General features: G+C 59.6%; 17 protein-coding genes. 7 read left to right on the top strand and 10 right to left on the bottom strand.

Going from position 1 to position 25,667, the window contains the following annotated elements:
* Positions 1-113: 113 nt before the first annotated feature.
* Positions 114-1,472 carry an acid phosphatase gene (locus HMPREF3053_RS03900; protein ID WP_049170684.1) on the top strand — a complete coding sequence of 453 codons (1,359 nt, stop codon included), beginning with the start codon at positions 114-116 and terminating at the stop codon, positions 1,470-1,472.
* Between the two features lie 8 nt (positions 1,473-1,480).
* Here the strand turns inward: HMPREF3053_RS03900 and HMPREF3053_RS03905 are convergent, their stop codons facing one another.
* The 3 genes from HMPREF3053_RS03905 to HMPREF3053_RS03915 form a co-directional block, all read right to left on the bottom strand.
* Positions 1,481-2,632, bottom strand: a complete 1,152-nt coding sequence (locus tag HMPREF3053_RS03905) for a MalY/PatB family protein (RefSeq protein WP_070767300.1) — start codon at positions 2,630-2,632, stop codon at positions 1,481-1,483.
* A gap of 97 nt (positions 2,633-2,729) precedes the next feature.
* Positions 2,730-4,313 (bottom strand): glycerol-3-phosphate dehydrogenase/oxidase, encoded by a 1,584-nt coding sequence (locus HMPREF3053_RS03910; RefSeq protein ID WP_070767301.1) that lies wholly within the window; start codon positions 4,311-4,313, stop codon positions 2,730-2,732.
* 684 nt (positions 4,314-4,997) lie between these two features.
* Positions 4,998-6,692, bottom strand: coding sequence for an FAD-binding oxidoreductase (locus HMPREF3053_RS03915; RefSeq protein ID WP_083317213.1), 1,695 nt, complete (start codon positions 6,690-6,692; stop codon positions 4,998-5,000).
* Positions 6,693-6,916: 224 nt separating this feature from the next.
* Here HMPREF3053_RS03915 and HMPREF3053_RS03920 point away from each other — a divergent pair, with 224 nt between their 5' ends.
* Positions 6,917-7,876 carry a diacylglycerol kinase gene (locus HMPREF3053_RS03920; RefSeq protein WP_049170694.1) on the top strand — a complete coding sequence of 320 codons (960 nt, stop codon included), beginning with the start codon at positions 6,917-6,919 and terminating at the stop codon, positions 7,874-7,876.
* Positions 7,877-7,931: 55 nt separating this feature from the next.
* Here HMPREF3053_RS03920 and HMPREF3053_RS03925 read toward each other — a convergent pair whose 3' ends face one another.
* The 6 genes from HMPREF3053_RS03925 to HMPREF3053_RS03950 form a co-directional block, all read right to left on the bottom strand.
* Positions 7,932-9,848, bottom strand: coding sequence for an ABC transporter ATP-binding protein (locus tag HMPREF3053_RS03925; RefSeq protein ID WP_070767302.1), 1,917 nt, complete (start codon positions 9,846-9,848; stop codon positions 7,932-7,934).
* Positions 9,849-9,907: 59 nt separating this feature from the next.
* Positions 9,908-11,260: a maltokinase N-terminal cap-like domain-containing protein gene (locus HMPREF3053_RS03930; RefSeq protein ID WP_070767303.1), complete on the bottom strand. Its 1,353-nt coding sequence runs from the start codon at positions 11,258-11,260 to the stop codon at positions 9,908-9,910.
* 32 nt (positions 11,261-11,292) lie between these two features.
* Positions 11,293-13,104: a maltose alpha-D-glucosyltransferase gene (treS, locus tag HMPREF3053_RS03935; protein WP_070767304.1), complete on the bottom strand. Its 1,812-nt coding sequence runs from the start codon at positions 13,102-13,104 to the stop codon at positions 11,293-11,295.
* A 108-nt stretch (positions 13,105-13,212) separates the two neighbouring features.
* A complete protein-coding gene (locus HMPREF3053_RS03940) occupies positions 13,213-14,532 on the bottom strand; it encodes a PH domain-containing protein (protein ID WP_070767305.1) in 1,320 nt (439 codons plus the stop codon).
* 60 nt (positions 14,533-14,592) lie between these two features.
* Positions 14,593-15,081, bottom strand: coding sequence for a PH domain-containing protein (locus HMPREF3053_RS03945; protein WP_049170706.1), 489 nt, complete (start codon positions 15,079-15,081; stop codon positions 14,593-14,595).
* Between the two features lie 231 nt (positions 15,082-15,312).
* Positions 15,313-16,587, bottom strand: coding sequence for a carboxylesterase family protein (locus HMPREF3053_RS03950; RefSeq protein ID WP_070767309.1), 1,275 nt, complete (start codon positions 16,585-16,587; stop codon positions 15,313-15,315).
* A gap of 108 nt (positions 16,588-16,695) precedes the next feature.
* Between HMPREF3053_RS03950 and HMPREF3053_RS03955 the strand changes: the two genes are divergently transcribed.
* Both HMPREF3053_RS03955 and HMPREF3053_RS03960 read left to right on the top strand, forming a co-directional pair.
* A complete protein-coding gene (locus HMPREF3053_RS03955; RefSeq protein WP_016423125.1) occupies positions 16,696-18,750 on the top strand; it encodes a M3 family metallopeptidase in 2,055 nt (684 codons plus the stop codon).
* Between the two features lie 75 nt (positions 18,751-18,825).
* Positions 18,826-19,041, top strand: a complete 216-nt coding sequence (locus tag HMPREF3053_RS03960) for a hypothetical protein (protein ID WP_042388817.1) — start codon at positions 18,826-18,828, stop codon at positions 19,039-19,041.
* Between the two features lie 359 nt (positions 19,042-19,400).
* Here the strand turns inward: HMPREF3053_RS03960 and malQ are convergent, their stop codons facing one another.
* A complete protein-coding gene (malQ, locus tag HMPREF3053_RS03965) occupies positions 19,401-21,620 on the bottom strand; it encodes a 4-alpha-glucanotransferase (protein WP_070767306.1) in 2,220 nt (739 codons plus the stop codon).
* 154 nt (positions 21,621-21,774) lie between these two features.
* On the opposite strand from malQ, the gene HMPREF3053_RS03970 reads away from it, so the two are divergent.
* The 3 genes from HMPREF3053_RS03970 (at position 21,775) to hemW (ending at position 25,659) form a co-directional block, all read left to right on the top strand.
* On the top strand, positions 21,775-23,607 hold the full coding sequence (locus tag HMPREF3053_RS03970; protein ID WP_016423122.1) for an AMP-dependent synthetase/ligase: 1,833 nt from the start codon (positions 21,775-21,777) through the stop codon (positions 23,605-23,607).
* Positions 23,608-23,812: 205 nt separating this feature from the next.
* Positions 23,813-24,499, top strand: a complete 687-nt coding sequence (locus HMPREF3053_RS03975; RefSeq protein WP_016423121.1) for a hypothetical protein — start codon at positions 23,813-23,815, stop codon at positions 24,497-24,499.
* On the top strand, positions 24,496-25,659 hold the full coding sequence (gene hemW / locus HMPREF3053_RS03980) for a radical SAM family heme chaperone HemW (protein ID WP_049170714.1): 1,164 nt from the start codon (positions 24,496-24,498) through the stop codon (positions 25,657-25,659). The genes HMPREF3053_RS03975 and hemW overlap by 4 nt, the downstream gene beginning before the upstream one ends.
* Positions 25,660-25,667: the final 8 nt, after the last annotated feature.

Genomic DNA, 25,667 nt, shown 5'->3' on the forward strand with positions numbered 1-25,667 from the left:
GCGCCGAAACCTCACAGTGCGCTTAACATAAGTGAAGATTTTGTCAGACCTTGGCTTATAGAGCACTTCACAACTGGTGCCTCCCACGCAGCAATCTGGAAAGGAATGCTTCAGTGTCTTCTTTGAAGCCGCACAAGCGCACTGCAACACGTACTCGCGTCGGCGCTGCTACCGCAGCAATGGCAGTTGTAATGGGGCTTACACCGGCAACGGCCGTGGCAGCTCCGGTCAACCCGTTGGCCGAGCTCGGCAACCGCCTGGACTCTGTTTCTGATCTTCCAGCTAATGTGGCAGCTCCAGAGGGAATCAAGCTCCCCGGCGGTGGCTTCGAGGTCCCGGATTCCATCTCGCTGCCGTCATCTTCCGGTGAAAACACCGACCCGAATGCGCCGAAGCCAACCTCGTATCGCCCGGACCAGATTGCACGCGCGTACCCGTCGGATGCCGCCACCGATAACTGGTTCTACTTCTACGTTGTGCATCCTTTCGTGGAGCTGGAGAAGAACCACCCAGAGGTTATGGACCAGAACCTCGAAACGGTCGTCCGCATTAACAACGCTGCCAAGAATGACCCGCAGGCACAGGAACTCGCTCTTGATGACGACTACCTGGACCCACTGGCCAATATTTCCACTGCTTTCGGTGCAAACCTGGGCCAGCACTTCCGTGATGCCTATGACGAGGATCGCCTGCCGAAGGTAAAGGCCCTGCTGTCCGGCAACCTTGCTCGCGGTGGCGGTCTGGTCAGCTCGACCTTCTTCGAGAAGTACGTCTACGGCTACGATCGCCCGTTTGTGGTGGCACCGGAGCGCATCGAGCGCTACTACCGCGAAGGTCAGGACGACCCGTACTCGACCACCCCGTCCTACCCGTCGGGCCACACCAACAAGGCTGCATGGACTTCAACCATGCTGGCCATGATGCTGCCGGAGGTTGCACCACAAATTCAGGCGCGTGCGTCCGAGGCTGGTCATTCTCGCCTTGTCATGGGCGTCCACTACCCGCTGGACGTTATGGGCGGCCGCATGATGGGCAACCAGGCCGCAGCTGATCGTTGGGCAGACCCAGAGTTCCGCCCACTCATCGAAGAAGCCATGGATGAGCTGCGTACGGAGCTCGAGTACCGCTGTGGCGACACCATCGCCAACTGCGTTGCCAAGGACACTCCGTACATGAGCACCGCAGCTGCCGTTCAGCAGTACACCGAACGCATGACCTACGACTTCAAGCAGGTTGGCCCGGCTAACGAGCCAGTTGTTGTTCCGAAGCGTTACGCAGGTTTGCTGGAGACCCGCTTCCCGCAGCTGACTGAGGAACAGCGCAGCTCCGTCCTCGCTCAGACCGCAATCCCATCCGGCTACCCGCTCGATCGCACTGACGGTGAGGGCCAGCACGTTCGCATGAACCTGGCTCGCGCTCTGGCCGCCAACGTTGTTGTCAACGCCGACGGCAGCGTCACTGTCACCAACTAAAACGTCAACTACAAGCGCAGGGCCGCGTCAAGACGGTCCAGGGCCTCACCGAGGATTTCCGGGGAGGTCGCAAAGTTAAGCCGCACATGTCCAGCCCCGCCTTCGCCGAATGCGAAGCCGGGGTTGAGTGCTATTTTGGCGTTTTCAACCAGCCACGCAGCTGGGTCATCGCTGTCAACACCAGGCACGTCACCCAAATCCAACCACGCCAAGAATGACGCTTGCGGTGGGGTAAAGCGAGCCTGCGGCGCAATAGTGGACAAACGTGTTTGCAGAGTCTCACGGTTGGTACGCAGGACATCGACAAAATTGTCCAACCAGGGCACACCATCGCGGTAGGCGGCGGTGGCCGCGGCGACACCAAGAATAGAAGCGCCTTCGCGCACAATGAAGGGCAGCTCCAGCCAGGTTTTGGCATCTTCGTCGTTAAAGATGATCTGCGCACACTTGAGGCCGGCGGTATTCCATCCCTTCGAGGTAGCAGTCACCGTGATAGTCACGGCCGCCGCAGTATCCGACACCGACGCGGTTGGAGTGTGAGTGCCATCTAGAACAACTGGGCCGTGAATCTCGTCTGAGATAACGCGCGCACCAAAGCGAGCGGCTAAATCGGTAATCTCACGCAGTTTTTCGGGGGAGTAGGTAAAGCCGAGAGGATTATTCGGGTTACACAAGATCAGGCAACCGGCACCGTCGGCGAAGGCGCGTTCGAGGGCGCCGAGATCCGGGCCGTCGGCAAGCGTGGGAATGCACACTGTCTCGCGTCCCAGCGCGGGACCTACCTGGAAAAACGGCATGTAGGCGGGAGTGGGGACGACAATTGCGGAATCGGGGCGGGTGAAGCGTTCAACCGCGAGTGTGACACCGCGGACGACGTCAGCGACGGCAAAGATATTGTCGGGGTTCGGGCGCCATCCGTAGCGTTGTGCAGAAAAGTCCGCGGTTGCGGTCGTAAGCGCGGTGATGTCCTGCGAGAGGTATCCGAATTGTTCGCGCTGACACGCCTCGTCGATTGCGGCACTGACGGCAGGGCAGGTTGTGGCATCGGATTCGGCGACCCACAGTGGCAGCACGTCCGGTGAATATGCGGTCCATTTGACTGTCCTGCGGGAGCGGAGTTCATCGAGGGAGGGGAAAGTGACAGCGTTATTTACACTCATAGTTTCCGTGTATACAGAAAAAGCGGGAAGTCCGAAGACTCCCCGTTTTATCCAGTAGCTACGGCCGCATCAGAAGCAGCCACAGCAATGACCAGCGCTAGGCCAGCCTCAGTGCCTCCTCAGCAGCTGGCAGGGCAGCTTCGCGATCAGCCTTGACCAGCCCCAGGCGTGTGCGGCGATCGAGAATATCGTCGACACTGAGAGCTCCCTCGTGCGTCACATGCCAGGCGAACTCGGCGCGGGTGACATCGAGACCCTCCGCTACCGGGGCGAGCGGTCGATCGAGCGGACAGGATTCGATGAGCTCGAAGGATTCGGCACCGTAGCGATTAAACAGCGGCATCGGGATACGGCCTGCAGCGGCAGCGGTGCGAGCGCGGTCGAGCTCCTCCGGCTCGGAGCCCAGCACAGGGATCGTGCGGGTGGAGCACGGGGCAAGCGAAACACCGAGCTTCTCTTCGACCTTGTCCACGGTTTGCTCAGCCATAAGACGGTACTCGGTGAGCTTGCCACCAGTAATGGAAATCAGGCCGTTCGGGGCCTCCAACAAGGCGTGTTCGCGAGAGAGGTCAGCGGTGTGTGCCTCGCCGGCGTCGATGAGTGGACGCAGGCCGGCGAAAGCGCCGATGACATCGTCGCGAGTGAGCGGAACCTCGAGTGCCTGGTTGATGACATCGAGCAGAAAAGCGATGTCATCCTCCGGTACTTCCGGAACATCCGGGATCGGGCCCGGTGCATCCTCATCTGTCAGGCCAATGTAGACGCGGTTGTGCTCTGCGGGCAGGACAAAACAGAAACGGTTGGTGTGACCGGGCACCGGTACCGTGAGAGAGCCGGTAGGGTTGCCTAGCTTCGCGGCGTCGAGAACCAGGTGTGTGCCGCGAGATGGGCGAATCTTGATGTTCGTCGCCAGTTCGGCTGCCCACACACCAGTGGCATTGACCACAGCGTGAGCCGGCAGCTCGAAGGAATCGCCAGTGAGCTCGTCGACTAGTGTGGCGCTCGTGCCAGAGGCAGTCTCGCAGCGCACCCGGGTCAGAATAGTTGCACCGTAGCTAGCGGCAGTTCGAGCGATAGCGGTGACCAAGCGTGCGTCGTCACGCAGCTGACCGTCGTAGTTGACGTAGCCGAATCTCACCTCGCGCTTACGGACGGTCGGCGAAAGCTGGCTGACTCGGCGGGAACCGACAGTGCGGGACAGCGGCAGGGTAGTGGCGGAGGTACCAGCGATAATGCGCAAAAAGTCACCGGCCAAAAAGCCTAACCGTGGCAAAATTCGGGTCAGCGGTGCAAACTTATCCATCACCGGTACGACCTGCGGCAGGTTATGCACCAGGTGCGGAGCGGTGACGTCGAGCAGCGCACCACGTTCAATAGCTGAGCGGCGAGCGATACCGACATTGCCGCTGGCAAGGTAGCGCAGGCCGCCGTGGGCGAGCTTCGACGACCAACGAGAGGTACCGAAAGCTAGATCCTTCGATTCGACGAGAACGGTATTCAAACCCCTCGATGCTGCATCTAAAGCGATGCCGACACCAGTGATTCCGGCGCCGATGACCAGCAGATCGGGGATGTTGCCCTTAGCGGTTTCTTCGCGCAGACGATTCAAGTCCGCTTGCCGACGAGCCTTGTTCAAAACCGCAGCTGAGCGATCGCGCTGAGGAGCGTGCGTGGCAGTCATAGTTTTTCTTCCTCGACTTTCCCGAAGACGGTAATAGTGATGAAACGATCTGGCGTACGTGATGAAGTTGTGGAGTGCGTAGTGAGCGTGAACTATTTCGGGGCGTAACCCATTGCAAGGCAATTAGAAATAGACTAAGTTGTTCATTATCAACGACCGGCACGGATATTGATTCAAGAAGTCTTTCTTAGTTGCGAATCATATCCCGGGGATCACAAGGAAGGAGGCACCTCGATGGCTATGCACCCAGCGTCCAACCGCTCTGAGTCCATGAACCGAGCTTTCGCCGCTATTGCACCATCGCTGCAGATGTGTTGCTGCTGTCTCCAGTCCGTGCCGCCCCAGACAGGTCGTAACTAAAAAGACGCGCTTAGGCATGTAAAACGCCACGCTGTTTGCGGTCGCACGGACGAAATCGCACCGATTGAGCCGACCCATCCCACCATCCGAGCATTCTCGCTTGGAATTCTAGGAAGAAGCGACAGCGACAATGATCGCAGCACTCGAATCTTTTACCCTTGACGATTACGTTTCACTGTTTATTTATGACGGCCCAACGTCGCCAGAAATCTACGCCAGTGAACTGGTCAGTCTAGCTCGCTAACCGAGGCTGGCGGCTAGACAGGCCGGGTTTGCCGTGTTCAGCAGCAAATAGCGGTTGGGCCGAAGCTGGCGGCGACAGGGTTAGATCATGTTGCCGTCGTAACGCTCTTCCAAGGAGCGCGGGCCGGTAGCTAACTTGCCCGGGTTGAGGATGCCAGCGGGGTCGAGTTCGTCCTTGATTGCGCGCATGACCTTGGCGAACAATTCGGTGTTCTCCTCGTAGTACTGCGGGCTGTGATCCTGGCCAATGCCGTGGTGGTGCGTGATGGTTCCGCCGAATTTCATCATGGCCTCTGATGCCGCGGACTTGATGTCCATCCACTGCTGGAGAATCTCGCCCTCGGTTTCGCGGAAGAAGTACGTGAAGTACAGCGAGCAGCCGGATTCGTACATGTGCGAGATGTGGCAGAAGACGTACACCGGGGTGCCATGCTTTTCGCCAGCGGCTTCCATCGCGGAGGCGATTTCGCGGCGCAGTGTAGCGGCGTTATCCCAGGTGGTGGCGGTCTCCAGGGTGTCGACACCGACGCGGCGGGTCATCATGACATCGCGCAGGTACGGCGAGGAGAAGCGGTGGTTAACCCAAGCCATGCCCGGAATGGAGCCCATGCGGACGCACTTCTTGGTCAGCAGGCGACCGGCCAGGCGCTCACGGGTGACGCGGGCGCCGACCGGATCAGTCTGGGCGAAGCCAAAAATCACCATGCACGGGGTATCGATGCCACGCAGCTTCAGGTACTTTGTGACCTTCTCGGACATGCTGGCGGAGCCCAGCTGAGTGAGGCCAAACAGCGTTTCCTTCTCGTCGGAGATGCGCGCTAGGTGCGGGATATTTCCGCTCTGCTCCAACTTGCGCAGCTCCTCGGCGGCTTCCTCAAAGGAGTTGAAGAAGTAGGTGTCGAAGAGCATCTCCTTTTGCGGACGCTGATTTAGGGCAATCGTCACATGCGTGATGATGCCCAGGGTGCCCTCCGACCCCAGGAAAAGCTCACGCGGGTTTGGGCCGGATGCCGACGACGGCATGTCGCGGAACTCCATGGTGCCGGCTGGCGTGACGACGCGCATGCCAATCACATTGCGGTCGATGCGACCGTAACCAGAGGATTCCTGGCCTGCAGAGCGGCAGGAAACCCAACCGCCGACAGTGGAGTACTCGAAGGACTGCGGGAAGTGACCAGCGGTGAAGCCGGCCTTGGACAGTTCCTTTTCCAAGTCGGGGCCGAAAACGCCGGTCTCAACGGTGACGGTGCCGGCGATCTTGTCAATGTCGATGATCTTATTAAAGGCGGTCATGGACACTGCGATGGCCTTACCCATGCCACCGTCAATAGCCTCCACGCCGCCGACGACCGAGGTGCCGCCGCCGAAGGGGACGACTGCAATCTTGCGCTCAGCGCAGACCTTGAACAGGTTCTCGATATGCTTTTCAGTTTTCGGTAGTACAACAGCATCTGGGGCGACATCGAGCTTGGCTGCGCGAAGGCGAACCAGGTCGGGGTAGGAGCGGCCGACAGCGTGCTTGACACGAGTGTCATGGTCGGTGGCGACGGCATCCGCGCCGATAATAGCCCCCAGGGCCTCGATATCCTCGTTGCTGAGGCGACTATCGGGGATGGTGACATCGGCGATTTTGCGCGGCGGGTTGTTTGCGTCCAGCGACATACCGATTTCGCGCTGCAGTAGCTTCTCGCTGGCCACGGTGATTGGCTTGTCGTTGCCGTCAACACCCCAGCCCCACCAGCGCATGCGGTACGGAATCGTGAGCTTGTTAGACATCCTGAGCTTCTCCTTGGGCATCGGTGCTGAGAGCCTGAACTGCGGAATTATATGTAACTTGCGCGGAAGCACATCTTTACATCTTTTATTATAGCGGTATTACGTTACGTTTTCTCAAAAAATGTCAATCAATCTTGGTAAGCTTTAGTTAGATGCATTAACGCACTCCCATAAAGGCCAGTATTGACCGGTCAAAAGCCCACGTAAAAGTAGGTATTTCTTCGATGAACGCTAACGACAAGGATCTCAACTACCCGCTGGGAACAACTGAGATTCGTACCCTTGCTCTGGTCACTAACCCCCACGCGGGTCATGGCGCCTCGCAGATTGCGTCCGCCCGGGCGAGCCGGGTGTTCGCGGATCGCGGCATCGATGTCATCGCTCTCCAAGGTGCTAACCCCGACGACGCCCGCAAGCTCATTCGTGAGGTCATCGCCGACGGCCGAATTGATGCCCTGGCAGTCTGTGGTGGCGACGGCATGATTAACCTCGCACTGCAGGAGCAGGCACAGACCGGCATCCCCCTCGGTATTATCCCGGCCGGCACCGGAAACGACCACGGTCGCGAATACAATCTGCCGCGTGGCAATGCTCGCGATGCCGCTCACGTTATCGCCGATGGCTTCTGGACGACCACTGACCTCGGCCGCATCACCAATGAGGCAGGGGAGCAGCGCTGGTTCGGCACTATCATGTGTGCCGGCTTCGACTCGATTGTCTCCGACCGCGTCAATCAGATGACCTGGCCGCATGGCCGTAACCGCTACAACCTGGCCATCGTCCGCGAGTTCTTGGCTTTCCACTCGCTGCCATTCCGCATCACGCTCGATGACAATCGGGTTCTCGAAGATCCAATCACGCTGGCCGCCTTCGGTAACACCCGTTCTTATGGCGGTGGTATGAAGATTTGCCCGTCCGCAGACCACTCCGACGGACTGATGGATATCACTGTCATCGGCAAGGCCGGGCGCATCAAGGCCGCCCTGGCCTTCAAGTCCGTGTTCGACGGCACCGTTGAAAAAATCGGGGAGGTCAGCACCTACCGCGCCAAGAAGGCTTACGTGGAATACATCGGCCCGCCACGCCAGATGAACGCCTACGCTGACGGCGACCTCATGTTCCCGATGCCGGTCACCGTCGAAATTGTTCCGGGCGCTGGCCGCTACATCGTTCCCCGTCCGTAAAAGGGCGCAGGAGTGCCCGTCGTCAAGCGTTTCCTGCATGCTTGACGACGGCGCGTTACCCCTTGATGCCGTATTTCTTCAGGCGCAGACGATCCGCCGCCGAGGCCGAAGCCGTCAGGCGTAGCAACTCGGCGTAGATACCGTCAGTCTGCGCCAATTCTGCGGGTGCGCCCACCTCGTCGACGTGACCGTCACGCAGCGTCACGATGGTGTCCACATCGGAAATTGTGGACAGGCGGTGGGCGATGATAACCGTTGTGCGTCCCTCCATCAGCTTGTCCAAGCCTCGCTGAACTTCGCGTTCGGCCTTGGTGTCTAGCGCCGAAGTGGCTTCGTCCAGGATGAGCAGGGGAGCGTCCTTCAAAATAGCGCGCGCGATGGCGATGCGCTGCTTCTGGCCACCCGAGAGCTTCAGACCTCGCTCGCCGATAGTGGTGTCGTAGCCTTCGGCGAAGCTGCGGATGAAGTCGTCGGCGTTGGCCTTCTTCGCGGCGGCAATGATTTCTTCGTCGGTGGCGTTGGGTTTGCCGTAGGCGATGTTTTCCCGAATCGTGCCGGAGAATAGTGACGAGTCCTGGAACACGACGGCAGAGCCAGCACGCAGAGTGGAACCGGAAACCTCGGAGACATCCGACCCCAGCACGCTCAAGCGGCCTGCGGTCGGGGCGTAGAAGCCGAGCAGCAAGTTGACGATGGTGGACTTGCCGCCACCCGACTCGCCGACCAGGGCGATTTTCTGGCCCGAGTACGCCTGGAAGCTGACATTGGAGAGCACCGTCTTGTCCTCTTCGTAGACAAAATCCACTGCGTCGAAGTCGACAATGGGAGCGCCAATTGCCTCCTGTTCGGCTGCGCGTTCCAGGGAGGAACGGTGGGCGCTGTCGACGGACTCTGCGTCTGCGGTGGAACTAACGGACGCGGAGTCGAAGTCGCCGTTATTCGCGGTCGCTGCACTGAGCAGCTCCGGCTGCGTGCGAGTCTCTGGAGTAAGCTCCATGACCTTGAAGTAATCGCGCGAACCGGCGACTGCGCGTTGGGCAGCGTCGACCAGGAAGCTCATCATGGTCACTGGTTGGCGCGCCATGTTAATCAGCTGAATGAGCATGACCATGGTGCCGATGGAGAATTCTCCCGACAGCGTACGCAGGAAAAGCAGCAGGTAAATGCCTGCGAAGATGATGTTCAAAATGCCCCCGCGAAGGGCATCCATGCGGTGCCACCACGTTGACTGATCGCGGGTCAGGGAGATGGTGCGGCGGAAGCGGGAACCAAAGAAAGCGATTTCGCGCAGCTCTGCAGTGAAGGAGCGGACAACCTTGACTTGGCCGATGACCTCGGCAAAACGGCCACCGGCGACATCGATTTGTTCGTTCTTTTTCGCTTCAATCTTCTGCCAGCGCTTCGAGGTCAGCGCGGTCAGCAGGGTGTAGACCGGGAAAACGATAATCAACAGCACCGCCAGTGGCCAGTAGTGCCAGGCGGTGATGCCCAGTACCGCGCCGACGGTCAACAGCATTGGGAAGAAGTTGTTGGAAAACGCCTGGAGGAACTGCGTGATATTGGTAATCGAGCGTTCCAGGCGGGAGATAATTGTGCCGGTGACCTGACTGTCGAAATAGCGTTGCGGCAGCGACAGCAGCTTTGCATAGTAGCGGGTCGACAGAATCTCGCGCATGCGCGCAGTCATCACATCGCCCAGGTAACCACCGATGTTATGCACGATGGTTTGCGTCAGATCTGCGATTAACAGCCCGATGACCAGCCAGATTACCGTGCGAGTGGTATCGGACATCGCCGCCTGGCTCAAGCCTTCATCGCTGGACACCGCGCCGACGATGGCGTCGGTGGCATCGCGGATGAGGAAGGGGCTAATCAACGACGCGGCGGCGGTGGCCAGCGAACAGATGATGACCCCGATATAGAAAGGCCAGAGCACTCGTGTAGTGGACAGGATTCTGCTGAGCAGACGCACGAAAGACCTCTATCTTGCGGGAGGATCACTCCCGCTATGAAATTACTGCGACAAAAGCCCTATCCTAACAGCGAACGCACAGCACCAAGCGGCAGCGGCAGCCAGTTGGGGCGGTTCTGCGCTTCGTAAAGGCACTCGTAGATGGCCTTATCCAGTACAAAAGCCTCCAGTAGTGCCGGGTCGCTGGCGTCGCCATAGCCTTCCAGGAAGGCATCGATATTGCGGCGAGCCCACTGCTCAACACGCTCGGTAGCCGCCTCGGTGTCTTCACGTCCGGTCAGCAGCGGGTAGTGAGCGGCGTAATCGAAGGAGCGAATCATGCCGGCGATATCGCGTAGGCGGTGATCCGGCAGCCGGCGCTCCTCCCACGGGCGCGACGGCTCGCCTTCGAAGTCAATCAAGCGCCAAGAGCTCGGCGTGCGCAATACCTGCCCCAAGTGCAGATCACCGTGGATTCGCTGGACGACGGCGCCACCTTCCGGAACCGCAGCCTCCGCGCGATCGAAGATAGCCTGAGCCTTATCCTTGACCTCAGCAATTTGTGGCACCACACCAGCAACGAAGTCCAGTCGAGCTCGCAGTGGGGCTACCAGCTCCGCACCGGTCAGACGCTCCTTTACCGCGACAGCGGCAGCGAGGCTGCTGTGTACCGAGGCCACTGCTGCGCCGAGCGCACGCGCTTCGGATGTAAAGTCGGTGCCCAAATCTTCCAGCGGGGTCTGACTGTCGCGGATGGCATCGCGCACTGCGCCAAGAGCCAACTCCCAGCCATCGACCGAGTTCGGTGCGAATTCCTGCAGCATGGCGGTGGTGTAGGTGTCTTCGCCAATGGTGGTCTCCACCCAGGAGTAGAGCTCAGGGACGAACTTGCAATCCGCCTGGGCCAGTGCGGCCAGCAGCTCCACATCGGCATTAGTACCGGGGTAGAGGCGACGGAAGAACTTGCACATCACGCGGTCGTCGAAAATGACCGAGGTGTTCGACTGCTCGACTCCCATGGGGCGGCCGGATTCCGGTCGGAGCTGCTCAGAGCCCGGCACACGCCGCAGTTCCATGCGGCCGAGCTTGCCTTCGTCGGAAAGCTTCTGGCCGAGTGCTGTGATGGCATCCGGATCAATCAGAGCGTCGTAGCCGACGATGCCCTCCGCACGAACCAGCAGGGACTGCTCGTGGCCATCGGGGACGTCCTCCGCCCAAGCGATGGGCAGCTGATAGGTCGGTGCGGAATGCGCGGTGTGCACCCTCACCAATGCGATATCGACATCGGGGCTGTCGGGATTGTCGCGCAGTACGGGGTCAAGCGCGAGGATCTCGACGTGGTCGATGTCAGAGACCTTGTCAGCGAAAAAGCGCATCTTGACCAGTGTGTCTGCCAGCTCTTCGGCAATGAAATCGGCGGTGGGAATAGTCATTTCAGTTCGTTCGCCTTTCGGGACTTAAAAGATCACTCTTTATTATCGGCGTTTGTGACGGCATCGGCTGCGGCATCGGCGGCCGTGCCTGAGTGCTCGCGTGATGACGTCACCGGCGCGTCCGATATCGCCTGCGCAACCGGGATTGTCGGCGCCGACATGGAGGCGCTCGATTCGAGCTTTGTCTCTGGCGGCAACTGGATTTCGAACCAGTAGAAACCGTGACCAGGAAGCGTGATCTGGTAGGGATCAGTGCCAATTGTGGGGAAGGGAACCGAGCCTGTGAGCTCTACCGGGGTGGCGCCGGCGAACTCGGACAGATCCAGCGAGACGGCCGCGGGGTAGGAGGACAGGTTGTTGACGCACAGCAGCACTTCGTCGCCGTATGTGCGCAGATAGGTCAGAACAGAGGCGGTGTCGCTATTCAGCTCGCGGAAATCACCGAGACCAAAAGCCTCATAGCGCTTGCGGACCTGAATCAGTCGACGCACCCAATTCAACAGGGAGTTGGAGTAGCTCGCTTGGTTTTCGACATTGACTGCCTGGTAGCCGTAGGTCGCATCCTGAATGGTCGGCAGATAGAGCCGACCGGGGTCGGCCTTGGAGAACCCGGCGTTGCGGTCGGGTGACCACTGCATCGGTGTGCGCACACCATCGCGGTCACCGAGCCAAATGTTGTCGCCCATACCAATTTCGTCCCCGTAGTAGAGCACTGGCGAACCCGGCAGGGAGAGTAGCAGGGCATTGAAAAGCTCGAGCTGAGTGCGGTCATTTTGCAGCAGTGGCGCTAGGCGACGGCGAATGCCGATGTTGGCCTTCATCCGCGGATCATGCGCATACTCGGCGTACATGTAGTCGCGCTCGGCATCGGTGACCATTTCCAGCGTCAGCTCATCGTGGTTGCGCAGGAAAATGCCCCACTGAGCCGAAGACGGAATCTCTGGCGTGGACTCCAGGATCTCCGAGATGGGGAAGCGGGACTGCTTGCGCACCGCCATGAAAATGCGTGGCATGAGTGGGAAGTGGAAAGCCATGTGGCATTCGTCGCCACCGACCTCCGGGTCGCCGAAGTATTCCACCACATCGGAGGGCCACTGGTTGGCCTCCGCCAGCAGGACGCGACCCGGGTATTCCTCATCCATGACCTTGCGGCAGCGCTTCAGAAAAGCGTGGGTCTCGGGCAGATTCTCGCAGTTAGTACCTTCGCGTTCGAAGAGGTAGGGAACAGCGTCGAGGCGGAAGCCATCGATGCCGAGATCGGACCAGAAGCGCAGCACATCGAGCATCGCTTCCTGCACCGCCGGATTGTCATAGTTCAAATCCGGCTGGTGGGAGAAGAAACGGTGCCAGTAGTACTGGCCACGCACCGGGTCATAGGTCCAGTTGGAATCCTCGGTATCGACAAAGATAATGCGTGCGCCCGAGTAAGTGTCCGGGTCATCAGTCCAGACATAAAAGTCGCCGTAGGGGCCATCCGGATCAGTGCGCGACTGCTGAAACCACTCATGGGTATCGGAGGTGTGGTTCATCACCAGGTCAGTAATAACGCGGATACCGCGCGCATGGGCCTCGTCGAGAAGCACCTTAAAATCCTCGACCGTGCCAAACTCGTCGAGCACGGCGCGGAAGTCGCGGATATCGTAACCGCCGTCGCGCAGCGGGGAGTCGTAGAAAGGCGGCAGCCAGAGGCAGTCAACGCCCAGCCATTGCAGATAATCGAGCTTCTCCGTCAGCCCTTTGAGGTCGCCGGAGCCGTTGTTGTCGGAGTCGAAGAAGGCCCGGACGAGCACCTCATAGAACACCGCGCTGCGGTACCACTCGTAATCTTCCTTGGCGATAGTCATGCATCCCAGCGTAATGACTATGCCACTAGCCTGCAGAGAGAGTTTTCCTGCGAGATCCCACAAGACCGCGCGAGACGGCCGTCCTGGGAGACCTCATTAAACAGCATTCTAAACAGCCTTGTGTTCCTGAATCAGCGCGGTGAGCTGGTACGCATCATCCAACTTCAACTCCGTTGCCACCGGAGTGACCGCTCCCGGCACCATGTCGATTCGCACGTTTGCCACTCCCGCCGCTTTCTTCAGCGGAGAAATGGTTAGTGTATGCCCCTGGATGCGCTGCCAAGGGACTATGAACCGCGTATGCCAGAACCGCCCCTTGGTCACTAACAGCCCCCGCCGCGTGGCCTGCACCTTTTGGAATTTCCAGTCAATTGGGCTGAGCCACCACGCCGTGCGTGGAGTCTGCCAGGAGCCCAACAGGTCATCCGCGGAGGACGGTCCCGCAATCTCAGTCATCAGGTAATCGACAATCGCGTCCGTCTCCGGTGCCGGTGCCACTGGCACCAGTGTGTTGTTCGACTGTGTGCTGTCCAGGCCATAGCCCGCCACCGAGACATCCGCACGGGACCATCTCCACGGACGCCACCAGAGCGGTTGCACCACTTTAAACCCATGAATGCGATCAATGGGAATGGTCTGAGCGCGCGTCGACAACAGTCCGGCGGTAATCGCCAGACGCCTGCTTTCCGACGATACCTTCAGCGTGAAATCCCACGACTGATTTAGTACCCCGAAAAGGCCGACAGCGAAACTGCCAATCACAATCAGAGTAGTGATGGTTACTCCGCTGAGGATTTCTACGATGAGGTCGGTAAACAGCGCAGAGACAACGGCGAGGAGGATGAGAGCTATGCCGACGAAAAGACCGGGTCCAATGGCCACGGATGCAATCAGCCGTCCGACATCGACCGGGCCAAAGATGGTCTTCGCTTCGGGCATGCGAGAGGACATGTGAGCGCCGGAGTCGAGGGGCGCGGTGGAGCTGTCACCGTCGTAAAGCGAATGCGCCAGTTCGGTGTCCAGCTTTTCTACCTCACCCAGCACGTCGGCGCGGAACTGTTCGCACTGCGGGGGAGTGAGGTATTTGATTGTGAAGTGTGAATCGGAGCCGCCGGCTGTTTCAATGACAGTTTCGGCGAGCCCGAAAATGCGCGCCAACAATGGTTGGTTGATATCCACCGCCTGCACGCGGTCGAGCCGTGCCGCGCGTCGAGAACGCAGTAGCCATCCGGAGCCGTAGCGAACCTCATCGTCGGTGAGCTCGTAGAACGTATACCGCCAGGACAGCCACGAGAAAAATGCAATCAGACCAATAATTATGGCGACCGCACCGGTACCGACAAGGAGACCGAGCCATGCCCAGTCGTAGAGCTGAGTCACGACCGCAACGGCCAACTGCCACTGATTCGCGACTGCGAATGCAGTCACCGCAGCGATTGTGGCAAAGCTTTTGAGCAGCGGAGATAGGGGATGAACTCTATGCCTCATTTAGAGACCCGCCATCCGGTCGTGGGCGCGCTGAGATAGACGAGCGCGCAGGGCGAGCGCTTCTTCACGTGGCAAACCGTGGACGGCTGCATCCGAGCTCGCCGATGCTGTGTTGAGCTTCAGCGTTGCCAGTCCGAATAGTCGAAGGAGAGGTCCTTCATCGATGTCGATGAACTGGATTCGTCCGTAAGGGACGACAGTGACCGAGCGCCACCAGCGTCCGGACGCAACAATGAAGTCGTTGTCCTCTTCGAGGTATCGGTGGGCACGAACTCGTCGACCGATGAGCCAGTAGATATATGCGAAGTAGAGCACGCAGGCGAGGACGCCCAACCACATCCACGGAGTCCACATCACAGCGGCGACGACGGATGCAATCGTGATAACTAGCAGGGGAGCGGCGTGCGCGACTCGCTTCACCTTAGCCAGCGCGGGGTCGACCGGCTGCAGCGCGGAATTCTCGGGGACTAATAAATCAAGCGGCTCCATAGTTGACAGTTAACCACAGAGGGTAAAGCTTGCGTCTGGCCTGGTGCTTCGGTAAGAACGGTGGCTATGGATCGCAGGAAACTCATAGCAGTACTTATCACGCTGATCACCATTTTGGTCTGCGTCGAGATTTATCGGTACATGCAGACTTTGCCAGCTTAAGTCGCTGGGCTCAGTTGTTGAGCACAACAGCACAGCGCTAACCAGCGCAAGCCTCACCCGCCTTATGCCTTATGCGCCAAAGAGCTGGCGCGGAGCCGCCCACGCATCGATGGCAATGTCCTCGACTGCCTGGGCGTCAGCGCCAGCAAAGGTGGTCACCTTGCGGTCATTGTTGTAGCGGGGCATGTGTGAGGTGCCTTCGCGGATGAACTCGACCGCCACTTGGTGGAATGGATGGTTGGGTTCCTTCATACCGAAGAAGCGTGCAATGTCGATGCAGTGCGGAGCACCACTGGTGCGGCCAGCAGGTGCATAGCCCAACCCTTCTCCCGGTTCGAACTGTGCCGCCCACACATCCAGCTCAGCCGCCACGGACCGTTCGGCGACTTTAACAGCGTATGAGCGAATCGCTGAGTCAGAAATGACATTCCCCATCGGACGTTCGGCATAGGCGGTGGCCGGAAATTCGCCGTGGCCGCGATGCCCCTTGGCGTAGCGCCGAGCCATCCACTCCCGCATGGGCAACTTGTCCATCGCCACAACCGGCGGTTCTGAGAAGAACTCTTCGCTGGTGGCAGTCACCATCGTTGGCAGTGTGGGAGCAAAGCTGTCAAAGCGAGGCCCAATTGCCGGACCCGAAGGTGAGGATGCCGACACCAATTTCTGGGCTCGAGCGACCCTGCGTTCGTCGGCACGCGAAAAGACGTCGGTGGACGGCGCACGTCCCACACCGATGCCCGCCAACGTGCGGCGGAGACGCGAGCCCGACAGCAGCGAGAAGGCCGGCGACATGGCGATGGTGCGCTGGATCTGGCCGCGAGTGCGTTCGTCGGCAGCGAGAGTGAGCGCCAGCGCCGCACCCGCCGATTGCCCCGAGATAGTGATGTTGTCGATATCGCCGCCGAAGGCAGGCGCGTTACGACGAGCCCACTGCAGCCCCAGATACAGGTCATCAATGGCCCGGTAGGTCTCTGTTTCACTGTCGCGCCAGAATCCCTCGAGGCCCTTGCGGTATCCGAGCGAAACGGTGACGATGCCTGCCTGTGCGAAGGCCGTCGCGTCCGTCCAGGGCTCGGAGGGATGCCCAAACTCGTAGCTACCACCGTGGATCCACAGCAATACGGGATAGGAAGCGTCCGCGGGCTCAGCCGGTGCGGTGACGGTGAGAACTAATTCGCGCTCGGGTTCACAGCGCCGAGTGCCTGACTGTGGCCCGTCAGCCACCGGTGCCGACGCGGCGAACGGAGCAGCATCTGCGTAATCGATATTGAAAACTTGTATTGCGTCATCGTGAATACGGCCGGTTAGCCTCCCACAGGGAGCGGAAATAGTCGTCTCTGTCATGGCGGAAAACGCCTCCTCGTCACGGTTGGTCCTGCCAGAACGGCGGGGAGCCTGTTTCAGACGGTAGGCGCACTCTGGTTTTTCGAGCACGCTACAGTTGAATTCACTATGACCAATGATGCACGAAATCCACTGTTGACACCGTCAGAATTGTTCTGCGAATTGCCAGATTTTGCGGCAATCGATGACAGCCACGTCCGCGAGGCCTTTAGCGAAGCAATGCGCAGCCATGCACGCGAGATCGACGCCATCGCCACGTCGTCGGAGGCGCCGACCTTTGTTAATACCATCGAGGCAATGGAAAAGGCGGGCCAGGATCTGGACCGCGTCGCTGCTTATTTCTTCAACGTTGCCGGCACGGACGCCACCGATGTCCGCATGGAAATTGAAGCCGAGATTGCCCCGCAGCTCACTGCACACCTGGATCAGATTCGCATGCGCAGTGACCTGTGGCAGCGCATCAATGCCATCGACAGCGTTGAGGATGCCGCCAATCCGGAAGAGGCGAAGCTGCTGCTGAAGAAAGTCCGCGAAGACTTCCAGCGCGCCGGTGCGGACCTCAGCGACGAGGACAAAGCCGAGCTCAGCCGCATCAATTCCCGTCTCTCTGAGCTCTCCACGGCTTTCGGTGAAAACCTACTGAAGGACACCGTCGCGCGCGCCGTGGAGATCTACGACCGCGAGGAACTCGCCGGGCTTTCCGACGACGCCATTGCGTCCTTCGCCGCCTACGCGAAAAAGGCCGACACCGATGCGCCGTGGCTGATTCCGCTGGACCTACCGTCAACTCCGGCACAGCTGGCTGACCTGGATAATCCGGCTACTCGCGCCAAGCTCTATGAAGCCTCACTGGGGCGTGCGGGTGCTGCCTCCGGCACGTTCGACAACTCCGGCATTGTGCTGGAAATGGCGCGCCTGCGTGCCCGCCGTGCCAAGCTGCTCGGCTACGACACGCATGCGGATTACGTCATTGCCAAGGAGACGGCAACCACCGCAGAGGCTGCTCGGAAGCTCATTGCAGACCTGGCGCCAGCTGCCATTGCCAATGCTGAAGGCGAGTACAAGCGGGTCGCTGATCTGGCTGGCGGTGAGACGGTCACGGGCGCTGACTGGCCGTATTGGGAGCGCCGTCGTAAAGCGGAAGAATTCGCAGTCGACACGGAGGAACTCAAGAACTACTTCGAGCTGCACCGTGTCATCGAAGACGGCGTGTTCTACGCTGCCCGCAAGCTCTACGGCATCGAGGTAGTCAAGCGCGAGGACCTGCAGGGATACGCGCCGGGCACGACCGTGTGGGAGGTACGCCAGGGCGGAGGCGAGACCATCGGCCTGATTATTACGGACTACTTCTCGCGCCCGACTAAGCGCGGTGGTGCATGGATGAGCTCGTTTAGGGACCAGTCCCGTCTGCTGGGGCGCCTGCCAGTCGTGGTCAACGTGATGAACATCGCCGAAACCGAGCCGGGAACCCCGGTGCTACTGACGCTCGACGAGGTCACCACTGCTTTCCACGAGTTCGGGCACGCCCTCCACGGTCTGCTTTCCGACGTCACGTACCCGACCTTCTCGGGCACTAACGTCCCGCGCGACTTCGTGGAATTCCCCTCCCAGATTAACGAGAACTGGGCACTTGAGCCATCCATTCTGGCCAATTACGCCGTCCACGTTCGTACCGGTGAGCCGATCCCGGCCGAGCTAGTCGAGTCTGTGAAGAAGGCCCGCACCGCTGGTGAGGGATTCGCCACGGTTGAGTACCTCGCCGCGTGCGCCATCGATCTGGCCTGGCACAGCCTCACCGAGGAGGAAGCAGCTCAGGTCACTGATGTTGATGCCTTCGAAGCGGAAGCACTCGCTGAACTCGGCCTCGACGTTCCCCACCTGGCTCCGCGTTACCGCTCCCGCTACTTCAACCACATCTTCGCCGGCGGTTACTCGGCGGGCTATTACTCCTACCTGTGGGCAGAGGTGCTCGACGCGGACGGTTTCGGTTGGTTCACCGACAACGGCGGTGCCACAATCAGCGGCGGCAGCCACTTCCGCGAGGAGATTCTCTCCCGTGGTGGCGCCATCGACTTCATGGCCGCCTACCGTGCCTTCCGAGGTCGCGATAAGGACATCCAGCCGCTCCTCGAACGCCGCGGGCTGTCGGGCACTGATGCCTAGCTTCACGCTTTACGACGAGCCCCGCGACCGCCGCCCACTGGTTATTCCGGTCACCGGCAGGGTAGGTTGACACTCATGGCAGAAGCATTCGACAGAGTAGGGCAGTGGCTTATCCAATTGCCACTGCTTGCGCAGGTCAGCGTGCTATGCGTGGTTCTCCTGGTAGTCGGAGGGTTTCTTGCTTTCGTTCTCGTTGGCGCAATCGATGTTGTCAGCGGACGTCTGTGGCAGAGGTCGGTGCATCGGCGGGAGCGTTCGCAGGAGCGTCGAGGAGCGGGCAGCGAGAGCTAGCCGAAGAGGTAGTGGCCTTGCGGATAGCTCACCGAGAGACCCGATGAATTGAGCTGGGAGAAGCCCCCTTTAAGTGTTGGGTCGCTATCGCTGCCCTAAGGTATGTCTTAAAGTATTAGGAAATTTGCCCAACAGGCTAGAGTTGGGTAGTTCGCAAATATTTCGCAGTAGGGAGCTGAGTTAGCATGCATCGGTCGAGGCACTCGAAGGTCCTACTTGCCCTAATCGTTTTGCTTCTTCTCATCCTCATCGCTGGTGCAGTCACCGATTTCCAGTTTTAGCCTCGGTTTTAGTGCCGGGCACATAACTTGAAAGATCGGTGAACAGCAAAAATGAGGGACTAAGCGTTCTCGAACCAATTAACGCTTAAATCCGGGGAAGCGAGGCAGGTCCTCAACAAGCACGGCCTTGCCCTCGGCATCGGTTAGCGGAATGCACCAGTTCGGGTACTGGTCGTGGGTCGTGCCCGGCTGGTTCTGAGTACGACGATCGCCGACCATGTCCACCAGGGCCTCACACTTCAGCGCGGATGGCGTCTGGTTGAGGAAGCGGTGTAGGCCCGTGACCAGTGCGTCAATTGGTGGCAGGTTATCGCGGGTAAGGGACTGAACATCCATGTCCGCAGCAGCCGTGTCACCAAAGCAGCCAGCTTCCTTGGCAGAGCCCAAAACCTTACGAATCCACTCGAAGTCCCGGCGGTCTTCCTCCGCGACGTCGGAAAGCAAAAGCCCCAGGCGTTCCCGCAGTTTGATGTGCTCGCCTGCGAGGTAGCCTGCCGTCGGCGGCAAATCGTGCGTGGTGACGGAGGACAGGCATAGGCTGCGGTATGCGCTCGGTGGTTTCGGCTGGTCGCCCTCGGATTCAAACCACACAATCGAGGTGCCCATGATGCCCCGCGAGGCCAGGTAGTCCTGCACCCACGGCTCGAAAGTTCCCAGGTCTTCACCTACGACGACGGCCCCAGCGAGCTCGGCCTCAAGTGCGAGAATGCCGACCATTGCCTCGTGGTCGAAGTACAGGTAGGTGCCATTGACGGGGGACTCCATTCGCGGCATGACCCAGAGGCGGAACATACCCAGCACGTGGTCAACACGAATGCCACCTGCGTGGCGAAGGATTGTGCGCAGCATGTCGCGCCAGGGACGGTAGCTGGCCTCGGCTAGCTTGTGCGGGTTCCACGGCGGCTGCGACCAGTCTTGGCCGCGCTGGTTAAAACCGTCTGGCGGTGCGCCAACAGAGATAGCAGGAGCGAGCCAATCCGCAAGGTTCTCGGCATCCGCGCCGCCAGGGTGCACGCCGACGGCAAGGTCGGCCATGATGCCGATGCGCATACCCGCATCCAGGGCTGCCTCTTGTGCCTGGCCGAGTTGCTGATCGAGAATCCACTGCACCCAGAGGTGGAAGTGGAAGATTTCCTCCCGCAGAGATTCGACACTGGCGTGGTTACCCAACGGTGGAACCAACTCGATATCGTTCTCGGCTACGGCACCAGAATCGGAAGTGGCAGCGCGTGCAGCATCGCGGGCAGCAGCGCGATCCGCGAGCTCGCGCTCGGTGCACCACGACGCGTAGTCGTAAATGCCACGGCCCTCGGCCTCCAGCCAACGGTCAAATTCCGCCTGGCGTGCGCTGGACAGGGGGATCTTGTGAATTGCCCGCAATACCTTGAGCTTTGCAGCGTAGATGGGGTTGCGGTCAATCTCATCAGGGCTGTGATTGAGCTGGTGGAAAGAGTTCGCTAGCGCACGGGCTTCATCGGCCTCGTCCTTGTCCAGGTACCCGAACTCGTCGATAAGCTCTGGGCGCGCGTACAGCGGATTGACATAGCGGCGCGTGGTGGGCAGGTACGGCGAGTCTTCTACCGGAGGCAGTGGCTCTGCGGCGTGCAACGGATTGATGAGGACGAAATCAGAGCCCGCGTGCTCTGCACTGACCTGTGCCAAGTCGCCGAGGGTAGCGAAATCGCCGATACCCCAGCTGCGGCTGGAGCGTACCGAGTACAGCTGTGCCATGACGCCATGCGCAGGATTCTGCACGTACTTGTCGGCAGTGGCGAGACGGTTGGGGGTTACGGCCACATCGCACTCAGCGACGTTGTCGTCGTTGACTGCGCGCAAGCGATGCCAACCAAGTGGCAGATCCTCTGGAATTGCGAAGGCGGCTTCACCCATCAACACATCGCCGACCTGGCGTGGCGGTACCAAGTGGTGCACCTGAGCGCAGGGCCATTCTGCGCCGTCCTCCAGTTTCACAGTCACGCTGACATTGCTGCCGTGCGGTACGTGAACCAGAACTCGGTGGAAGATGCCCTGGCGGGTAACTACCACGGGCGGGAGAAGGCGAGACCACTGCGTGTCTGCCCACTCACGACGGGCGTCGTTGATGTCGGCATCGCTGGGATCTGGGCCCAGATCGATGTCGAGAGCAGCGAGAGTTTTTAGCACTGTCTCACGAGAGACGTGCACGAGTTGGCCCTCGGTGGAGTAGTAGGAAACCCCAACTCCGACATCTTTAGCGAGGTCGGCGAGTGGAGAGGAAAGGGGAGGATTGGAAGCTGCCTGTGTCACCCTTTCCATCATGCCAGTTTAGAAAAACTTTGCCAGTAGTAAGGTAAATCACTTCGTTATCGAAATATTTACTGAAATCACAACGGCGCAGGGTTTGATGTTCTAAGTTGATTCCTAACGAAACCAACGACGGACAGAACTACCGAAAGTAGGGGTTTGTAACTCGATGCGTGAATATACTACCGAGGCGAAATACGTCATCGGCGAGGACGAAACGATTATTACCTCGCTGCAGGAGCTGGTGCAGAAGCGCCCGAAGCTGGTGCTTTTCACTCGCCCCAAGAACTTTGAGTGGGTAAATGTCACTGCTCAGGAGTTCTATGACGAGGCAAAGGGCGTCGCTAAGGGGCTAATTGCCAACGGTGTTCAGCCGGGCGACCGCGTAGCGCTGCTCAGTGAGACTCGCTACGAGTGGAACCTGATCAATACCGCTATCTGGATGGCAGGCGCTGCTGTTGTCCCGATTTACGGCTCTTCTTCGTCTGGCCAGATTCGTTGGATTATTGAAAACTCCGGTGCTGTTTTCGCATTTACCGAGTCGCGTGAGCACACCGACCGCATGAAGCCTCTGCTGGTCGAAAAGGGCACCGAGAACCCGGAGGGCGAGTCTCAGCTGCGTCGTGTACTGGAGATTAACGCTTCCGCTACTGACACCATTAGCTACGAAGGCCGTGACATTGACGGCGACGAGGTCGAGCGCCGCATCAAGGACACCAAGGCCGACGACCTGGCAACCGTGATTTACACCTCCGGTACCACTGGTCGTCCGAAGGGCTGCGTGCTCCTGCACAGCAACTGGCTGGCGGAGGCCCGCGCCATCCTCACCAACGAGATTGGCCTGATTGCCCGTCCGGGGAACCGCATTCTGACCTTCCTGCCGTTGGCGCACGTGTTGGCTCACGCAGTGTCCCTGGCTTCGATGATTTCCGGTGCTACCCAGTCTCACTGGGCTGATACCAAGACCGTCACCCTGGAGTTCCAGCGTTCCCGTCCGCACATGATTCTCGGTGTGCCGCGCGTGTTCGAGAAGGTTCGTGACTCCGCCTACGCCTCCGCTAAGGAGAAGGGCGCATTCGGCCTGGCCATGTTCGAGCGTGCTGAGGCCACCGCCATCGAGTACTCCAAGGCACTGGATACTCCGGCAGGTCCGTCGCGTGTCTTGAAGCTGCGTCGCCAGCTCTACGATCGCCTGCTGTTCTCGAAAATTCGCGCAGCTATGGGTGAGGCCGTGCAGTACACCATTTCCGGTGGTTCGGCTCTGTCCTCTGACCTCGGGCACTTCTTCCGTGGTCTCGGTGTGCCTGTCTACGAAGGCTACGGTCTGACTGAGTCCACGGCTGCCGTCACCGTGAACAACCCGAGCGAGCAGATTATTGGTACCGTTGGTCGTCCGGTCGGTGGTTGCTCCGCCGCTATCGCTGATGACGGCGAAGTTCTGCTCCGTGGTCCGGTTGTGTTCGACCGCTACTGGAAGAACGAAGAGGCAACCAAGGAAGCCTTCATCGACGGCGAATGGTTTAAGACTGGTGACCTCGGTGAGCTGACCGAAGAAGGCCACCTGAAGATCACCGGCCGCAAGAAGGACCTCATTGTCACCGCTGGTGGTAAGAATGTCGCGCCGGGCCCGATGGAAGACCGCATGCGTGCGCACCCGCTGGTGTCCCAGGCAGTCGTCATCGGCGATGGTCGTCCGTTCGTCTCCGTGTTGGTCACTCTCGATGAGGAGGCACTGGAGAAGTGGAAGATTGAGCACTCCGTCCCCGAGCACACCTCGATCCGTGAACTCGCTGCCTCCAGCGCAGTTTTGCGCGCCGAGATTCAGGACGCCGTCAACTCCGCTAACGAGCTGGTTTCTCACGCAGAGGCCATTAAGAAGTTCCATATTCTGGACAGTGACTTCACCGAGGAAAGCGGCGAGCTGACCCCGACCATGAAGGTCAAGCGCAACATTGTCATGGACAACTACTCGCGTGACATTGAGGCTCTCTACCAGCGTTAATTCACGGTCTACCCGCTGCCGATAGAAAACGGCAGCGTGTTGTTACCGCGCTAGCGCCCCTCACCCCATTAAGGTGAGGGGCGCTAGAAATTTTTAAGGAGTTTTCAGTTTTCGAAAGTCGGCATTCGTCAATGTTCGTCGATATTCGAAAGCGGAAGACTGCAATGATGTCACCGGCGCCGAAGATGTCGTGGGAGGGCGGGCAATGATTAACCACTTCGATGCTCGGCTACGCCTGCGCGAAGTGACCCAAGAGCTCTACGACATTGGTGACGAAGTTGCCGAACACATCGAGCACCTTGCTCAGGCGGTTGCTGATGTAGATCGTGAGCTGGTGGACGAATGTGTCCTCGAGCTCGCTGACATCGTCGACGAGGCCGTTGAGGACTGCCGCCCTCTGATTGGTGAGCTTGATGGTCTACGCCAAGCGTTTACCTCCGGCATTCGCTCGGGGCGCATCGGTACTCTTTCCTCCGCTTCGACACCGCGTCGACACCCGCATCCGGCACCGAAGTCGCCGGATGTGCAGTCACTGTCGCTCATTCCGGCTCCTTTGAAGCATCCGGTTGCAGTCCCTACGGTCACGCAGGCAATGATTGCTCGCTCCGATGCCGTGGCTTCTTACCTGGAGGAACTCGCCGACTGGGTTTCCGCCGAAAACATCCGAGGCGTGGAAAAGCTCGGTAGTGTGGTGCTTCCGCAGCTTTACGCACAGTCTGGCCGCCGTGCACTGTCCGCTGCCGCCGCTTGGTGTGTTGCTGTTCCCGAGACTCATCCGGCAGTTGCCAATGCGCTGCGCGGCCGTAGGCCTCCGGAGTTCCTGATGGAACGTGCCCGCATCGATGAAATTGTCCGCCGCGTCAAGCAACGTCGAGCCAAGGAGCATGCGTGAGCGAAGCCTCCGCACACACCGATTCCTTCGGTGTCTACTTACACGTCCCATTCTGTGCCACCCGTTGTGGCTACTGTGATTTCAACACGTACACGCCAGGTCAGCTGGGCAGTGGCGCAACGCAGGGAGACTACCTCGATGCCATCGTGGCTGAGCTCGAGATGGCCGTCGTAAAGCACCCCGAACTAGCGCGTGGCGCCGATACCGTATTCGTCGGCGGGGGTACGCCGTCGATGTTGGGGGCGAGTGGTCTTCGTCGTCTGCTCGACGGTGTGCGCAACAGCTTTGGGCTTGCTGACGACGCCGAGGTCACCACCGAGTCGAATCCCGAGTCGACCTCCCCGGAGTTTTTCGAAGGCTTGGCCGAGGCAGGGTTTACCCGGGTGAGTCTGGGCATGCAGTCGGCTGTGCCGCATGTGCTGGCCACTCTGGATCGTACGCACACGCCGGGGCGTCCTGCGGCGGCAGTGGCGGAGGCACGCGCGGCCGGCTTTGAGCACATCAACCTCGACGTTATCTATGGCACGCCAGGGGAGTCGATGGCGAACCTCGATACGACGTTGGAGGCAGTCCTGGCCACGGACGTCGATCATGTTTCGGCGTACTCACTGATCGTCGAGCCGGGTACCGCGATGGCGCGTAAGGTCCGTCGTGGTGAGCTGCCGATGCCTGACGACGACGATCTCGCCGACCGCTACGAGCGCATCGATGCCGCACTGAGTCAAGCCGGTTTTTCCTGGTACGAGGTGTCCAACTGGGCAAAACCGGGCGGCCAATGTCGTCACAATATGCTCTACTGGCGCGATGGAAATTGGTGGGGTGCGGGCCCCGGTGCACATTCGCACCTGGATGGCACGAGGTTTTACAACGTCAAGCATCCGGCTCGCTACGCGGCGACCATTTCCGGCGGAGAATTGCCGATTAAGGATTCAGAAGGGCTAACGGCCGAGGATCGGCACACTGAGAAGATTATGCTGGGCCTCCGCTTGGCCGAGGGTATCGATGCCAATCTGCTCGGTGAGGATGAGCTGGGCAAGGCACGTCGGCAAGCGGAAGCGGGCATGGTGGAGTTTGTTTCCGTCGATGGCGGCCAGCGGATTCAGCTGACCAATCGCGGTCGTTTGCTGGCCGACGCCATAATTGTTGACATCCTTAGTTAAACTATCCG

The organism is Corynebacterium sp. HMSC064E07 (assembly GCF_001815745.1).
Taxonomy (GTDB): Bacteria; Actinomycetota; Actinomycetes; order Mycobacteriales; family Mycobacteriaceae; genus Corynebacterium; species Corynebacterium jeikeium_D.

What these genes read in the sequence shown, in the direction of transcription:
- HMPREF3053_RS03945 (WP_049170706.1), bottom strand. Translation starts at nt 15,081, where the DNA reads ATGGAGCCGCTTGATTTATTAGTCCCCGAGAATTCCGCGCTGCAGCCG.
- HMPREF3053_RS03960 (WP_042388817.1), top strand. Translation starts at nt 18,826, where the DNA reads ATGGCAGAAGCATTCGACAGAGTAGGGCAGTGGCTTATCCAATTGCCA.
- HMPREF3053_RS03970 (WP_016423122.1), top strand. Translation starts at nt 21,775, where the DNA reads ATGCGTGAATATACTACCGAGGCGAAATACGTCATCGGCGAGGACGAA.
- HMPREF3053_RS03905 (WP_070767300.1), bottom strand. Translation starts at nt 2,632, where the DNA reads ATGAGTGTAAATAACGCTGTCACTTTCCCCTCCCTCGATGAACTCCGC.
- HMPREF3053_RS03920 (WP_049170694.1), top strand. Translation starts at nt 6,917, where the DNA reads ATGAACGCTAACGACAAGGATCTCAACTACCCGCTGGGAACAACTGAG.
- HMPREF3053_RS03955 (WP_016423125.1), top strand. Translation starts at nt 16,696, where the DNA reads ATGACCAATGATGCACGAAATCCACTGTTGACACCGTCAGAATTGTTC.
- HMPREF3053_RS03930 (WP_070767303.1), bottom strand. Translation starts at nt 11,260, where the DNA reads ATGACTATTCCCACCGCCGATTTCATTGCCGAAGAGCTGGCAGACACA.
- HMPREF3053_RS03950 (WP_070767309.1), bottom strand. Translation starts at nt 16,587, where the DNA reads ATGACAGAGACGACTATTTCCGCTCCCTGTGGGAGGCTAACCGGCCGT.
- malQ (WP_070767306.1), bottom strand. Translation starts at nt 21,620, where the DNA reads ATGATGGAAAGGGTGACACAGGCAGCTTCCAATCCTCCCCTTTCCTCT.
- HMPREF3053_RS03975 (WP_016423121.1), top strand. Translation starts at nt 23,813, where the DNA reads ATGATTAACCACTTCGATGCTCGGCTACGCCTGCGCGAAGTGACCCAA.
- treS (WP_070767304.1), bottom strand. Translation starts at nt 13,104, where the DNA reads ATGACTATCGCCAAGGAAGATTACGAGTGGTACCGCAGCGCGGTGTTC.
- HMPREF3053_RS03910 (WP_070767301.1), bottom strand. Translation starts at nt 4,313, where the DNA reads ATGACTGCCACGCACGCTCCTCAGCGCGATCGCTCAGCTGCGGTTTTG.
- HMPREF3053_RS03915 (WP_083317213.1), bottom strand. Translation starts at nt 6,692, where the DNA reads ATGTCTAACAAGCTCACGATTCCGTACCGCATGCGCTGGTGGGGCTGG.